This is a genomic window from Pseudomonas sp. B21-041 (assembly GCF_024748675.1).
Classification (GTDB): Bacteria; Pseudomonadota; Gammaproteobacteria; order Pseudomonadales; family Pseudomonadaceae; genus Aquipseudomonas; species Aquipseudomonas neuropathica.
On the sequence record NZ_CP087175.1, the window covers coordinates 550,110 to 564,316 of the forward strand.

Sequence of the window (14,207 nt, forward strand, 5' to 3'; positions counted from 1 at the left end):
AAAAACGCGTGTGATATCATCGGCGCCTCACTGAATTGCGCGGATCACCATGAGCAGTCCTGAACCGAAAGCCCAGTCCACGCTGGCGATCTATTTCCGCCTTTTGGCTTACGTGCGGCCTTATGCCGGCCTTTTCCTTCTCAGCATCGTCGGGTTTCTGATTTTCGCATCGACTCAACCGATGCTCGCCTACATCCTCAAGTACTTTGTCGACGGTCTGGCCAATCCTGAAGCCAGTCTGTTCCCGGGCAACCCTTATCTGGGCAAGCTGCAGTTACTCGAAACAGTGCCACTGATGATCGTCTTCATCGCGTTGTGGCAGGGCGTGGGTTCTTACCTGGGCAACTTCTTCCTGGCGCGGGTTTCTCTGGGCCTGGTGCATGACCTGCGGGTGGTGTTGTTCAATAAATTGCTGGAGTTGCCCAATCGCTTCTTCGACAAGAACAATTCCGGCCACCTGATTTCCCGGATCACCTTCAACGTGACCATGGTCACCGGCGCGGCAACGGATGCAATCAAAGTCGTCATCCGTGAAGGCATGACCGTGATTTTCCTGTTCTGCACACTGTTGTGGATGAACTGGAAGCTCACGCTGGTGATGGTCGCCATCCTGCCGTTGATCGGTTTGATGGTGAACAGCACCAGCAAAAAATTCCGCAAGCAAAGCAAGAAGATCCAGGTCTCGATGGGCAACGTCACGCACGTCGCGTCCGAGACCATTCACGGCTATCGCGTCGTGCGCAGTTTTGGCGGCGAGCAGTACGAAAAGGATCGCTTTTGCGATGCCAGCCAGAGCAACACCGACAAGCAGTTGACGATGACCAAGACCGGCGCCGTTTACACGCCGATGCTGCAGCTGGTGACTTACAGCGCCATGGCGGTGGTCATGTTCCTCGTCCTGTACCTTCGCGGCGATGCATCGCCGGGTGATCTGGTGGCCTACATCACCATGGCTGGCTTGTTGCCCAAGCCGATCCGTCAGTTGTCGGAGGTCAGCTCGACGATTCAGAAGGGTGTCGCCGGTGCCGAAAGTATTTTCGAGCAACTGGATGAGCCGGCGGAAGTGGATCAGGGCACGGTCGAGCAAGATCGTCTCGAAGGCCGTCTGGAAGTGCGCAATCTGAGCTTCCACTATCCTGAGACCGACAAAGCGGTGCTCAATGACATCAGTTTCGTCGTCGAACCGGGGCAAATGGTTGCCTTGGTCGGCCGCTCGGGCAGTGGCAAATCGACCCTGGCCAGCCTGATTCCGCGCTTTTATCAGCATGATGATGCGCAGGGCCAGATCTTGCTCGATGGCGTGCAGGTGCAGGACTTCACCTTGCGCAGCCTGCGTCGGCAGATTGCTCTGGTGACCCAACAGGTCACGCTATTCAACGATACGGTGACCAACAACATCGCCTACGGTGATCTGGCCGGTGCGCCGTTCGATGAGGTCAAGCGCGCGGCTACCGAAGCCTATGCCGATGAGTTCATCATCAAGATGCCGCAAGGCTACGAAACCATGGTCGGCGAAAACGGTGTGCTGCTGTCCGGCGGCCAGCGTCAGCGCATCGCCATTGCCCGGGCGTTGCTCAAGGATGCACCGCTGCTGATTCTCGACGAGGCCACTTCCGCGCTCGATACCGAGTCGGAGCGGCATATCCAGGCTGCCCTGGATCATGTGGTGAAAAACCGCACGACCCTGGTGATCGCCCACCGTTTGAGCACCATCGAGAAAGCCGACCTGATTCTGGTCATGGACGAAGGTCGCATCGTCGAGCGCGGCTCTCACGCACAATTGCTCGAGCAGAACGGCTATTACGCCCGTCTGCACGCCAAAGAGTTTGAAGAGGGTGACGAGCCTCAGCCGGCACACGCGACCGACGTATGCTGACGATGTTTCGCAGCTTTCGCGAGCGTGGCTGGACCGAAATCGACCGGGACAGCTACGCCCGTGCCTGGCAACGTTTCGGCGGCAGTTTTGCTACACACCCCGAAGTCGTCGAGCGCTTGTCAACGTTCCTTGGCATCGAGTTGCGCTACCTGGGCTGGGTCGTTGGCGGTGATGTGCTGGCCGCCATCCCTTGCTGGGGGCGGCATGTTGCCTTGTCCAAGGAAGTGCTCAAGCGCGAGGGCAAGCGTGGCTTGCTGGACATGGGCAATGCGGAAATCATTCTGCCGATCGCGCCAGACGTCATCGTGCCGGTGCGCCAGCGCGTGGCTTATGTGTCCCAGCTCAATGCCGGGCAGATCAGCACGCTGAAGCCACAGCCTGAGGGCCTGGCGCTGGCCCGGTTGCCGGAAGAATATTCAAAGAAGTTCCGCTACAACCAGCGTCGCGAACAGCGCCTGCTGGAAGAGGCGGGTGGATCGCTGGTGCCGATGTCCGACTTTACACCGCAGGAACAGGCTGCCGCTTACGGCGATCTGTTTCAGCGGCGCTGGGGCTTCGAGGTGCCGGGCAAGGCCGGGCTGGTTGAGGTCTTTACCTTGCTGCGCGAGTTCATGACCGGTTCGGTGGTGATGCTCGAATCGGCGCCCGTCGCCATTCAGGTGCTCTATCGCGTCGAGGCCCCGCAATGGGTTTCGCTGGAATACATCAACGGTGGTGTCGACCCGCAGAGCCGCGAGTTCAGCCCCGGCAGTGTGCTGAGTTTCGTCAACACCCAAGAGGCCTGGGCGCACGCGCAAGCGCTGGGCAAACCTCTGCGTTATTCATTCGGTCGTGCCGACCGAGAGTACAAGGATCGCTGGTGCCACACGGTGCCGGTCTACAAGGTCTGAATTCATGAGCGCTCGCAAGCAACAGCTTCTCAAGGCCCATCGGCGCAACAAGCGTCTGTTCCTGATCGCCTTTGTGCTGGCGCTGTTGCTGATCGGCGTGCTGATCGCGTGGTGGCTGGTGCCGCTGTTGCTGGTGCTGGCCTGGGTCGCTCACGAGGCCTGGTTTGCCGACCATTTGTTCTACCGGCCTACCGACGACTATCAATACGACTTTCCGCCGCAAACCGCGCGGCAGGCCGTGAGTCTTGAGGGCGGCGTGGTAGGCCTGAGCGAACCGCTGGCGCAGGGCGAGACATTGGTACTCGAACTCGAAGTGAAGTCCTCCTGGCTGGGGCGCTGGCTCGATCCCTATGTTGAGGTGGGCGATGATCGTCAGGATCTGGAGCGGGGCGTCAGAGGGCGGCGTTTCCTTAATCTGTCGGGGCAGGTCGATGCGCTGGTGCAAGGGACTCTGACGCTGCGTGGCCGATATTGCGTACCTGCTGCGACGGGCGTGTTGTGGGTCATGGCCAATCCGGACTACAGCCTCCAGCGGGTCATGGTCATCGCGCCCCATGCCGATGATGCAGAGCTCGCCGCCTTCGGTCTGTACAGTCGATGCGAAGACGTCAGCATCGTCACCCTGACCCAGGGTGAGATCGAGGCTGAAGACTTTCAGCGGCTGGGCCTTGATCAAGCCGCAGCCGCTCGATTGAAGGGCCGCTTGCGCAGTTGGGACAGCCTGGTGATTCCGCTGTGGGGGGGCGTGCCTGCCGAGCGTTGTGTGCAATTGGGCTATTACTGCCTGCAACTGCCGTCGATGGTCGAAGCGCCGACCCAGGCGTTCGGCTCCCGGGAATCGCAGGAAAACGATATTCGCAGTGTGCGCCAGCATAACCCGTTGACCCTGCCCGCCGACGTTGACGGGCAGCCGACCTGGCAAAACCTGCTGGGTGATCTGACGGCCCTGCTTGAGCACTATCGCCCGGAAGTGGTCGTTACACCGCATCCTGAACTCGATCCCCACAGTGATCATGTAGCGTCGACCCAAGCGTTGCTTGAGGCTATCGAACGCAGTAGCTGGAAACCGGCGACCCTGCTGCTGTACGCCAATCACCTGCACGACAATGATCGCTGGCCCATGGGGCCTGCCGGTGCGGGTGTTCCGCTGCCTCCCGCCATCGAGCCGCTACCGGCTGATCGCCTGTGGAGTCCGCTGCTGTCGGCCGACGTGCAACTGGACAAAGCCATGGCGCTGGCCATGGAGCACGATCTGCAGGGCGGACAGGCGTTCAAACGGCAATTGCGCCGCAGGATCCAGCAGGCTCTGGCCGGCCGTCGCTGGCCTGAAACGGGCAGTAACGAGTTTTTCCGCAAGGCGGTCCGGCGTCACGAGTTGTTCTGGGTGCGCGACCTTTCAGATTGAGGCGGACGGCGCTTTACCCTGTGTTAATATCGCGCCCCTGTTCATTTTGTATGTGGGTTGCTCCATGAAGTTGTCCATGCCGCGTTTCGATCAAGCCCCGGTCTTGGTAGTCGGCGATGTCATGCTCGACCGTTACTGGCATGGCGGAACCTCACGGATTTCCCCTGAGGCGCCGGTGCCGGTCGTTAAGGTCGAGCAGATCGAAGACCGTCCGGGCGGTGCCGCGAACGTTGCCTTGAACATTGCCGCGCTGGGTGCGCCGGCGTCGCTGGTTGGTGTGACCGGCGATGACGAAGCCGCCGACAGCCTGAGCAACAGTCTCAGAGGCGCGGGCGTACGCGCTCTGTTCCAGCGCATCGCGCACCAGCCAACCATCGTCAAGCTGCGGGTCATGAGCCGGCACCAGCAACTGCTGCGTATCGACTTTGAAGAACCGTTCGCCACCGACGCTCTGGCCCTTGGTTCGCAGGTCGACGACCTGCTCGAAGGCATCAAGGTGCTGGTACTCTCCGATTACGGCAAAGGCGCCCTGAAAAACCATCAGGCGCTGATCCAGGCCGCCCGCGCGAAGAACATTCCGGTGCTGGCCGATCCAAAGGGCAAGGACTTCTCGATTTATCGCGGCGCCAGCCTGATCACCCCCAATCTCAGCGAATTCGAAGCCATCGTCGGCGGTTGCGTCGATGAGCATGAGCTGGTGAGCAAGGGCGCCGCCCTGATGCACGACCTCGAACTCGGTGCGCTGTTGGTGACACGCGGCGAACACGGCATGACCCTGTTGCGTCCGGATCAGCCAGCGCTGCACCTGCCGGCCCGTGCCCGTGAAGTGTTCGATGTCACCGGTGCCGGTGACACGGTGATCTCCACCCTGGCGGCAGCGATTGCCGCCGGTGAAGACCTGCCCCACGCCGTTGCGCTGGCCAACCTGGCCGCCGGCATCGTGGTCGGCAAACTCGGTACGGCCGCCATCAGCGCCCCGGAACTGCGTCGCGCCATTCAGCGCGAGGAGGGTTCTGAACGGGGTGTCCTGGGTCTGGAGCAGTTGCTGCTCGCCGTGGCCGATGCCCGTGCGCACAACGAGAAGATCGTCTTCACCAACGGCTGCTTCGACATCCTCCATGCCGGCCATGTGACCTACCTGGAGCAGGCGCGGGCACAGGGCGACCGGCTGATTGTCGCGGTCAACGATGATGCTTCGGTCAGCCGTCTCAAAGGCCCGGGCCGCCCGATCAACAGTGTTGACCGACGCATGGCGGTTCTCGCCGGCCTCGGCGCTGTGGACTGGGTGATCAGTTTCCCTGAAGGCACCCCGGAGAACCTGCTGCGCGAGGTCAAACCGGACGTGCTGGTCAAGGGCGGCGATTACGGCATCGATCAGGTAGTCGGCGCTGATATCGTCACTGCTTATGGCGGTACCGTAAAGGTGCTGGGACTGGTGGAAAACAGCTCGACAACTGCGATTGTCGAGAAGATCCGCAGTCGTTGATCAGATGAATTTTTACCGTTGTGTACTGCGTGTGAACGGATTTTGCCTTGGGGATTTTACCGTTTCCGTTGATGTAGGCAGCTTTGAATCCGATGCGCTTGCCTGCCTACGTCGCGTGGTCAATTAACCTATGAAAGTCATGCTCCTGGTGATGGACGAGCAGCGGGTCATTCTCGACCGGCTCTACGACATCGTGCAGCAGAACTGTGATGAGTGTTTCATCTATCGTTTGAGCAAAAAACAGCAGTTGAATCTGGGGTCGTTTCTGGCCTCGGTCGATTACCAGACTTTCGATCGCGTGGTGATTTTCTCCCGGGTCAAACGCCTGGCAACGCAACTGCAGGTGCTCAAATGCATCCCCGGGCTGGTCTTCCTTGAACACGACGCCTACCAGAACTACATGCCAGCGAGTAAATACCGCGGCGTGTATTCACGGCTCTACCGTCGCCTGCCGAGTTGCCGGGCGCTGGTGTCCGGTGCCGTGGTCGCGCGCAAGATGCTCGCTGAAGGCATCGACACGGTGTTTGTCTCCAAAGGTTATGACGAGCAGATGCTGCACAATACCGGCGTCGAGCGGGACATTCCCATCGGTTTTCTTGGCAGCTTGAAAAGCACCGAATATGCCGAGCGCAAAGCCATGCTCGAGTCGCTCTCGCAGCGAACCGGGATGCTGGTGACCCGTACCAAGTCGGGTGCGGAATACCTGCAGACGCTCAATCGCATCAGGATTTTCGTCAGCGCCGACATCGGCATGAACGAGTTCATGATCAAGAACTATGAGGCCATGGCCTGCGGTTGTGTGCTGCTGGCCTGGAGTCAGGGCGAAGAAGACCGTCTGCTCGGCTTTGAAGACATGCACAACACCGTGTTCTACCGCAGCGAAGATGAAGCGGTGGAAAAGATCCAGCTGCTGCAGAGCGACCCGGAACTGGCAGAGCGCATCGCCCGCAATGGCCAGGAGTTCGCGCAAAGCCGTTATTCCTTTGCCCGTGTCGGTCAGGCACTGGCTACGGAAATCCAGCGTGAGATGCGCCCATGGCAGCCGCCCTCGGCGTTCACGCGATTCTGGGTGAAGCTGCGTTACGGGATGAAGGTGCCAGTCTGAATGAAGGATCATCTATCGTCGCAACTCGGCGAGCACATGGCGCTGGATGCGCTGCCCGGTGGTGATCAGTCCGTACTGGGGGCGTTACCGACAGAACTTCTCGACTGTCTGAGCCGTGCGCCTCGGGTGGTGCTGATTGCCAACAACCCGGCCATCACTGCGGCGGACTTTCAGGCGTTGAACATTGGCGCCGATGACGTCGTCGTCAGCTTCAATACCTGCATCAAAGCGGCGCTGCTCAACAAGCAGAGCGTCAATGTCTTTGTGCATGGCTACAACGCGCCGGACGCGTATTTTTTTGGTCTGCCTTACGCGCCGCCGGTACAGCAGATGTTCGAACAGGCGAGCGAACGTTGTTTCAGCATGCTGGTGGGCTGCGCCGCACCAATGTGTCCACTGCCACGCGTGGCCATGTATTGGGATCGCATTCCACTGCCGCCACTGTGGAACTACCCGGTCGATCGCCCGGGTGGCAAGCGCTACGTTGGGCCTTCTACCGGTTTCAACACGCTGGTGGTGTTCGACTGGTTGCGCGCTCATGTCGGTTATAACTATCAGCTCATGACCCTGGGGTTTTCCAACGAAGCAGGAAAACTGTGGGGCGGCCATGCCTGGGACTATGAGCGTGACTGGCTGCAAAAGTCGGACATCATTGTGGTGCCCCTGCTACCTCGTCGCTGGTGGCAAAAGCTGTTTCGGCAGAAGTAAGCGACATCGTCTGTCCGGTTGCCAGCAGGCCCGAACTACTTTCAAAAGGTGCTGTTGAGTGTTGAAAATTGCCGTGGCTTTTTTCGGGATCCCGAGAAATTCGCCGATCTGTTTCCCCTCCATCGAGCAGAATGTGCTGGCGCAGTTGCCTGCGGGCAGCGATGTAAAGTGCTTCTACCATCTGTACAAGATCGATGAGGTGCAAAACACGCGATCCGGTGAGAAAGGCGAACTGAAGGCGGACAACTACCAGCCATTCGAATCGATGACCGGCACACTCACCTCGACCGAGGGCGTGCTGGAGCGCTGGGATTTCGAACAGGTCAAAGCACAGGGCGATACCTGGGCAGATGACTTTGCGTCATTGCGCAATTTGATCTTTCAGCTCAACTCATTGCATACCGTGACCAGCATGATCGAGCCGTTCAATCCGGATTTCGTTGTGTTCGTGCGCCCGGACAATTTCTTTCACAGCGCATTGCCTGCCTATGTCTTCGCTCACCCCGAGGCTCGCAAGCACAACGCTTATATTCCCGACTGGCAGTGGTGGGGCGGGTTGAACGATCGCTTTGCGGTGTGCGGGCGCGATACTTATGTCGCGTATGGCAAGCGCATCGAGTGTATTTTCGACTTCTGCAAGGCAACAGGCCGAAAGCTGCATTCCGAACGCTTGCTTAAATATGCCCTGCAGCAGGTCGATGCCAAAATCTGCACGCTGCCGACGCAGGCATCGCGGGTACGCATTACCGGTGCATTTGCCGAGGAATCGTTCTCGCCCAAGCGTGGCATGGGCAAGCGCGAAAACCGCTACTTTCATTTCTTCGCCGGGTTGCGTACCTGGTGGGACCGTCGCCGCTAAACCGTTATTTACCGGTTTTCTTGCCCAGACCGACCAGTCGCAGCGCCTTGATACTCAGTTGCTTGAGTCCCTGACGCGGGGCCTTCGCCGGTTGCAGGCCCTGCTGCACCAACCAGTCCTTCCAGCGAATCCTCTCTTCGCGCACAACCCAGCCGGATTGTGTGGCAAAGCTCTCGGCCAGATAAAGACCCCGGGTGCTGGCCGGTACCAGTTTGTCGCGCTTGAGCGTGTACAACTCTGCCAGTGGCGCGCCGTCCTTGAGTGGCATCAAGTACAGGTCGGGCCGTTTGCGGTCGAGTCGGGCCACCAGTTGATCACCCTCCAGGCGTTCGTCGACGTGGAACAGGCTCAGGGACTTGGCTTCCTTGGGCACATCCAGACGCAAGTCGTAGATCAACTGCAGCGATGCGGTCGGCAGATGCACGTAGGCCCGTGGGCGTTCGAGCAATTGCAGATTGGCGCTACGTATCGGTCGCGCTGAGCCGGACAACGGGGTCAGGCGAAACGGCAGCGCTTCGCGATAATGCAGTGCAGCGGAGTAGGGCGCCGGCAGCCAGGTGTCGTTGAAACGTCCGCCGAGCCAGCCTTCCGGTGTTTCCAGCAAGCACTCTTCGGCAATTTCCTGAATGGCCGTGTGTAGCGGAATATTCAGTTCATGCGCCGGCACGTAACCGGAAATCAATTTGAGCACGACATCGCCACGATCCTGACGGCGTTGGCGCACCAGCACCCAGTAATCGCGATTCTGCCAATGCAGGGTCAGGCGCACCGAGACCCCGAGGTTGGCCAGTTCCAGCGAGAAGCGCTCGGTGTCAGCCACGCTCACCGGTTTGCGCCGCTGCAAGGTCTGCGCAAAGTTCAGCGGCATGCCGACGCTCTGGTAGGTCAGACCTTCGGGGGTGGCTTCGACGTACAACGGCAGGGTCTTGAAGTTGCTCGGGTTCTTTCTGATGAGCGTGCGCGGCATATCGGCTCCTGCTTAAGGCCGCGAAGCGGCGTCAGTGACCACGTAGGACCTGGGCAACGGTCGCAACGTTGTGGGCGAGGTGCAGCGGATTGATCGTCCCGACAATAGCACTGGCCACGCCAGGTTGCGCGAACAGCAATTCGAAGCTGGCGCGCACCGGATCCACGCCCGGACTCAAACAGACGTGACCGCTGGCCAAGGCTTTTTTCACCAGAATGGCTTTGCCGTGGGCAGCAGCATAGTCAATGACAGCTTTCTCGTTTTGTTCGTTCAGATTGTAGGTGACCATCGCGCAGTCGCCTTGCTCCAGTGCTTTCAAGCCACCTTCGACGGTTTTTCCGGAGAAGCCGAAGCCGCGAATCTTGCCTTCGGCCTTGAGCGCCGCGAGTGTCGCGTAAACCTCTTCGTGCTCGAGGATCGCCATGTCGTTGCCGTCGGAATGCACCAGCACCAGGTCGATAAAATCGGTTTCAAGACGTTGCAGGCTGCGCTCCACCGACATCCGTGTGTGTGCTGCGCTGAAATCGTGTTGCGAGAGGCCATCGGCAAACTCTTCGCCGACCTTGCTGACGATCACCCAGTCTTGCCGCTGGCCGCGTAGCAGCGGGCCAAGGCGTTCTTCGCTGCGTCCATAAGCCGGAGCGGTGTCGATCAGGTTGATGCCCAGATCGCGGGCCTGACGCAGCAGCATCCGCGCTTCGTCGTCGCCGGGGATCTGAAAACCGTTGGGATATTTCACCCCTTGGTCGCGGCCAAGTTTGACCGTACCCAGGCCCAGTGGCGAAACCATCAGGCCGGTGCTGCCCAACGGTCGATGAAGGTCGTGCAGGTTGGCAATGGTCATGGCAGCAGTTGCTCCCAGGCTGGAACGCCCAGCGGTGGTTTTGGCAGCGCGGGCAATGGTTCGGTGGCTTGTGGCTGGATGCCGTCGCGCTCCAGGGCGGCGATGACCCGGTCAGCGAAGTCCGGCGCCAGCGCCAGTTTGGTCGGCCAGCCGACCAGCAAGCTGCCTTGCTCGGCAAGGAAGGCGTTGTCCGGGCGCGTCAGCCCGGTTTGCAGTGGCTCGGCACGGTCAACCCGCAGGGTCGCCCATTGCGTAGTGCTGAGGTCGATCCACGGCAACAACTGGGCGATCTCTTTCTGCGCGGTGGCAATCTGCTCGGCCGGCTCGCGGTTCACACCTTCGCTTTCGGCGATGTCGCCGCCCATATACCAGACCCACTGGCCGTCAGCGGCCGGATGTGTGGTCACAGTGATGCGCGGTTTGGTGCCGCCGCCCAGGCAGTGGGCGTACAGCGGCTTCAGACCTGGGCCTTTGGCGATGATCATGTGCAGCGGGCGGCGTTGCATGGCCGGCTGGTTCAAACCGAGGTCTTCGAGCAGTTGGGCAGTACCGGCACCGGCACTGAGGACAATACGCTGCGCGCGAATCTCGCGACCGTCGACTCGCAAACCAACCAGCACGCCCGCTTCCAGCAGTGGCTCGATGGTTTGTCCGGCGAGCAGGCCATCGCCGGCCAGATCGGCCAGGCGCTGGATCAGGCTCGGCACGTCGACTACCAGCTCGGCAAGGCGATAGACCTTGCCCTTGAAGCGTTTGTCTTGCAGGGCCGGCGGCAGTTGCTCGCCCTTGACCTGGTCGACCCGGCCGCGCACGGCCTTACTGGCGAAGAAACTGGTGAGGTTGCCCGCCAGAGTACCCGGCGACCACAGGTAATGGGCCTCGGACAGCAGGCGCACGCCGGACAGATCCAGCTCGCCACTGCCGGCCAGCGCTTCACGCCAGCGGCGTGGCATGTCGGCGATGGCTTCCGAGGCGCCAGTCAGCGCGCCGTGCAACGCGTACTTGGCGCCGCCGTGGATGATGCCTTGGGACTTCACACTCTGCCCGCCGCCGAGGCTGGCGCTTTCCACCAGCACGGTCGAAAAACCCTGGCGGCGCAGACGCGCATTCAGCCAGAGGCCGGCGACACCAGCGCCGACAATCAGAACGTCGGTGGAAATAACGGATGGCATGCAGCGACCTCAGTGTTCAAGACGAGGGCGCAGTATACAGACTCGGGAAAGGGGCGGATTTGTCGATGATCAACAGGTTGAACATAGGGGCCAATGTGGGAGCGAGCCTGCTCGCGAAGAGGGAATGCCAGTCGACATATGTGTTGCCTGATACACCGCTTTCGCGAGCAGGCTCGCTCCCACAGGGGATTGTGTCTGGCAGTTAATGGCCGGCAGTCTTGGAGAACAGCTGAATCACGACGACGCCCAGCACGATCAACGCCATCCCGAGCATCGCCGGGATATCCAGTTTTTGCCCGTAGATGAACAGCGCCGCCACGCTGACCATCACAATGCCCATGCCGGCCCAGACCGCGTAGGCCACGCCAACCGGAACGGTACGCACCACCAGCGTCAGCATCCAGAACGCGATCGCGTAGCCGACGATGACCAGCACCAATGGCAGTGGCGTGCTGAAACCTTTGACCGCTTTCATCGACACGGTGGCGATCACTTCGGCGCAGATGGCAATGGCCAGGTAGGCGTAGGCGTTCATGGTTCAAATCCTCAATGTGAAACGTTGCTTGCTGAGGCGGCATTCTAGTGATTCGCCAGATGGGGTAAAGTCATTACCTATCTGTTACAGAGATGGGTTGGTGAATCAGCATGCAGTGGAATCTGGATCAACTGCGGGTGTTTGTCGACGTCGCCGAACACCGCTCGTTTTCCGCCGTGGCGCGCCAGCAGCGTAAAGCGCAGTCGGCGATCAGCAGCGCGATTGCCATGCTCGAAGATGACTTGGGCGTCAGCCTGTTCGAGCGTAGCAGCGGCCGTCAGCCAACGCTCACCGAGGCGGGCGAAGCGCTGTTGGAAGAGGCGCGTGAAGTCCTGCGTCAATGCGAGCGCCTAAACGGTCGGGCGATGGCGATGCTGCGCGGCCAGGAAGCACAACTGCGCGTGGCGCAGGATGAGGCGATGCCCTATCAGGCGCTGGTGGAAAGTTTCGGTGAACTGGCCGAGCAGTTCCCTAGCCTGGAAGTGCAATTGACCAGCGCCGCGCAAGGCGAAGTCGCGCGTAAGCTGGTCGAGCGTCGTGCCGACCTCGGCCTGTTGTTCTATCACGATGAAATCCCCGAAGCACTGGAACGCCGCGTACTGGGCAGTGTGGAAATGGTCACGGTCTGCGGCATCAATCATCCGCTGGCGAAGCAGTCTTACGTGACCTGCCAGCAACTGGCGCAGCACCGGCAATTGTTGATGTCGACGCAAACCAGTGTCTATCCCGGCAACGAGCCGGCCAGCCCGCAGGTATGGCGCGCCGACAGTTTTTACGTGATGTCCGAATGGCTGGTGCGCGACCTCGGCTGGGCCTGGTTGCCCCGGCATGTGGTGCAGTACTCCGCGTATCAGGGCTTGATGGTCGAACTCGACAGCGAATGGACCCCGCCGGCACTGGTGGTGGAACTGGTCTGGCGCCGCGACGAACCGCTCGGCCCGGCCGCGCGCTGGCTGGCCGAACGTTTTGCCGTGCACTTGCGGGCGATCGGCGACAAAAGTCGATAAACTCCGCCGCCATGAATAGAACTCTCTACACCGCGCTGTTTTACCTGGGGCTGCCATTGGTGGCGATTCGGCTATGGCTGCGTGCGCGCAAGGCGCCGGCGTATGCCAGGCGGATTGGCGAACGTTTCTCCTACGACATGCCGACGCTGCAACCCGGCGGCATCTGGGTGCACGCGGTGTCGGTGGGCGAAAGCATTGCTGCGGCGCCGATGATCCGCGCCTTGCTACAACGTTATCCACAACTGCCGATCACCGTGACCTGCATGACCCCGACCGGTTCGGAGCGGATTCAGGCGCTGTTCGCCAATGAGCCGCGCATCCAGCATTGTTATCTGCCGTACGACTTGCCGTGTGCGGCGGCGCGCTTTCTTGATCGCGTTCAGCCCAAGCTCGCGGTGATCATGGAAACCGAGCTGTGGCCCAATCACATTCATCAGTGCGCCAAGCGCGGAATTGCGGTGGCATTGGCCAATGGACGCTTGTCCGAGCGTTCCGCCAAAGGGTATGGCCGCTTCGGCAAACTGACCGCGCCGATGCTCGCCGAAATGAGTTTGTTCGCCGTGCAGACCGAAGCCGAAGCCCAGCGCTTCCGCGATCTCGGTGCGCGCCCGGAAACCGTTGAGGTCACCGGCTCGATCAAGTTCGACCTGACCATCGATCCGCAACTGCTGCAACGTGCAGCTGACTTGCGTGGCCAGTGGCAGGCGCTGGAGCGTCCGGTGTGGATTGCCGCCAGCACCCATGAAGGCGAGGACGAAGTGATCCTCGACGCCCATCGCCGCTTGCTGACCAATCACCCGGATGCGTTGCTGATTCTGGTGCCGCGTCACCCGGAACGTTTCAACTCGGTGTTCGAACTGTGCCAGCGCGAAGGCTTTACCACGGTGCGGCGTTCGACCGGCTCAAATGTCGATGCGCAGACGAGCGTGCTGCTCGGCGACACCATGGGCGAGTTGCTGTTTCTCTATGCCTTGGCGGACAGCGCGTTTGTCGGTGGCAGCCTGGTGGCCAATGGTGGGCACAATCTGCTGGAGCCGGCAGCCTTGGCCAAACCGGTGATCAGCGGCCCGCACCTGTTCAACTTCCTCGACATCGCCGCGCAATTGCGCGAAGCCGGAGCGTTGGCCGAGGTCGATGATGCCGAAGGGCTGGCGGTGGAAGTGCAGCGCCTGTTTGAGCTGCCGCGTGATGCGCAGCGTATGGCCGACGCCGGGCTGGCGGTGATGCGCCGCAATCAGGGCGCGTTGCAGCGTTTGCTGGATGGTTTGGGCCGACTGATCAAGTAAAGCAAAAAAGATCGCAGCCTTCGGCTGCTCCTAAATTGGAATACGTTTCCTGTAGGAGCTGCCGAAG

General features: G+C 60.6%; 13 protein-coding genes. 9 read left to right on the forward strand and 4 right to left on the reverse strand.

Annotated elements, in window-relative coordinates:
• The first annotated feature begins 49 nt into the window (after nt 1–49).
• The 7 genes from msbA to LOY43_RS02395 all read left to right on the forward strand — a co-directional run bounded on the left by msbA (nt 50) and on the right by LOY43_RS02395 (nt 8,329).
• On the forward strand, nt 50–1,876 hold the full coding sequence (gene msbA / locus LOY43_RS02365) for a lipid A export permease/ATP-binding protein MsbA (RefSeq protein ID WP_258709145.1): 1,827 nt from the start codon (nt 50–52) through the stop codon (nt 1,874–1,876).
• Nucleotides 1,870–2,766, forward strand: coding sequence for a GNAT family N-acetyltransferase (locus tag LOY43_RS02370; RefSeq protein ID WP_116255770.1), 897 nt, complete (start codon nt 1,870–1,872; stop codon nt 2,764–2,766). Before msbA ends, LOY43_RS02370 begins: the two co-directional genes overlap by 7 nt.
• Nucleotides 2,767–2,770: 4 nt before the next feature.
• Nucleotides 2,771–4,171 carry a PIG-L deacetylase family protein gene (locus tag LOY43_RS02375; protein ID WP_258709146.1) on the forward strand — a complete coding sequence of 467 codons (1,401 nt, stop codon included), beginning with the start codon at nt 2,771–2,773 and terminating at the stop codon, nt 4,169–4,171.
• Between the two features lie 64 nt (nt 4,172–4,235).
• Nucleotides 4,236–5,657: a bifunctional D-glycero-beta-D-manno-heptose-7-phosphate kinase/D-glycero-beta-D-manno-heptose 1-phosphate adenylyltransferase HldE gene (gene hldE, locus LOY43_RS02380; protein ID WP_258709147.1), complete on the forward strand. Its 1,422-nt coding sequence runs from the start codon at nt 4,236–4,238 to the stop codon at nt 5,655–5,657.
• A 130-nt stretch (nt 5,658–5,787) separates the two neighbouring features.
• Nucleotides 5,788–6,762, forward strand: a complete 975-nt coding sequence (locus LOY43_RS02385) for a glycosyltransferase (RefSeq protein WP_095047266.1) — start codon at nt 5,788–5,790, stop codon at nt 6,760–6,762.
• On the forward strand, nt 6,763–7,470 hold the full coding sequence (locus LOY43_RS02390; RefSeq protein ID WP_258709148.1) for a hypothetical protein: 708 nt from the start codon (nt 6,763–6,765) through the stop codon (nt 7,468–7,470).
• A 58-nt stretch (nt 7,471–7,528) separates the two neighbouring features.
• On the forward strand, nt 7,529–8,329 hold the full coding sequence (locus LOY43_RS02395; RefSeq protein WP_095047268.1) for a hypothetical protein: 801 nt from the start codon (nt 7,529–7,531) through the stop codon (nt 8,327–8,329).
• A 4-nt stretch (nt 8,330–8,333) separates the two neighbouring features.
• Here the strand turns inward: LOY43_RS02395 and LOY43_RS02400 are convergent, their stop codons facing one another.
• From LOY43_RS02400 to LOY43_RS02415, 4 genes are all read right to left on the reverse strand, one after another.
• Nucleotides 8,334–9,296, reverse strand: coding sequence for a metal ABC transporter ATPase (locus LOY43_RS02400; protein WP_095047269.1), 963 nt, complete (start codon nt 9,294–9,296; stop codon nt 8,334–8,336).
• Between the two features lie 31 nt (nt 9,297–9,327).
• On the reverse strand, nt 9,328–10,140 hold the full coding sequence (locus LOY43_RS02405; protein WP_095047270.1) for an aldo/keto reductase: 813 nt from the start codon (nt 10,138–10,140) through the stop codon (nt 9,328–9,330).
• Complete coding sequence (locus LOY43_RS02410; protein WP_095047271.1) at nt 10,137–11,312, reverse strand: FAD-binding oxidoreductase; 1,176 nt, start codon at nt 11,310–11,312, stop codon at nt 10,137–10,139. Before LOY43_RS02410 ends, LOY43_RS02405 begins: the two co-directional genes overlap by 4 nt.
• A 202-nt stretch (nt 11,313–11,514) precedes the next feature.
• Nucleotides 11,515–11,847 (reverse strand): multidrug efflux SMR transporter, encoded by a 333-nt coding sequence (locus tag LOY43_RS02415; protein ID WP_016985677.1) that lies wholly within the window; start codon nt 11,845–11,847, stop codon nt 11,515–11,517.
• A 110-nt stretch (nt 11,848–11,957) separates the two neighbouring features.
• Here LOY43_RS02415 and LOY43_RS02420 point away from each other — a divergent pair, with 110 nt between their 5' ends.
• A complete protein-coding gene (locus tag LOY43_RS02420) occupies nt 11,958–12,854 on the forward strand; it encodes a LysR family transcriptional regulator (protein ID WP_093430146.1) in 897 nt (298 codons plus the stop codon).
• An 11-nt stretch (nt 12,855–12,865) separates the two neighbouring features.
• Nucleotides 12,866–14,140, forward strand: a complete 1,275-nt coding sequence (gene waaA, locus LOY43_RS02425; RefSeq protein WP_258709149.1) for a lipid IV(A) 3-deoxy-D-manno-octulosonic acid transferase — start codon at nt 12,866–12,868, stop codon at nt 14,138–14,140.
• Nucleotides 14,141–14,207 lie beyond the last annotated feature (67 nt).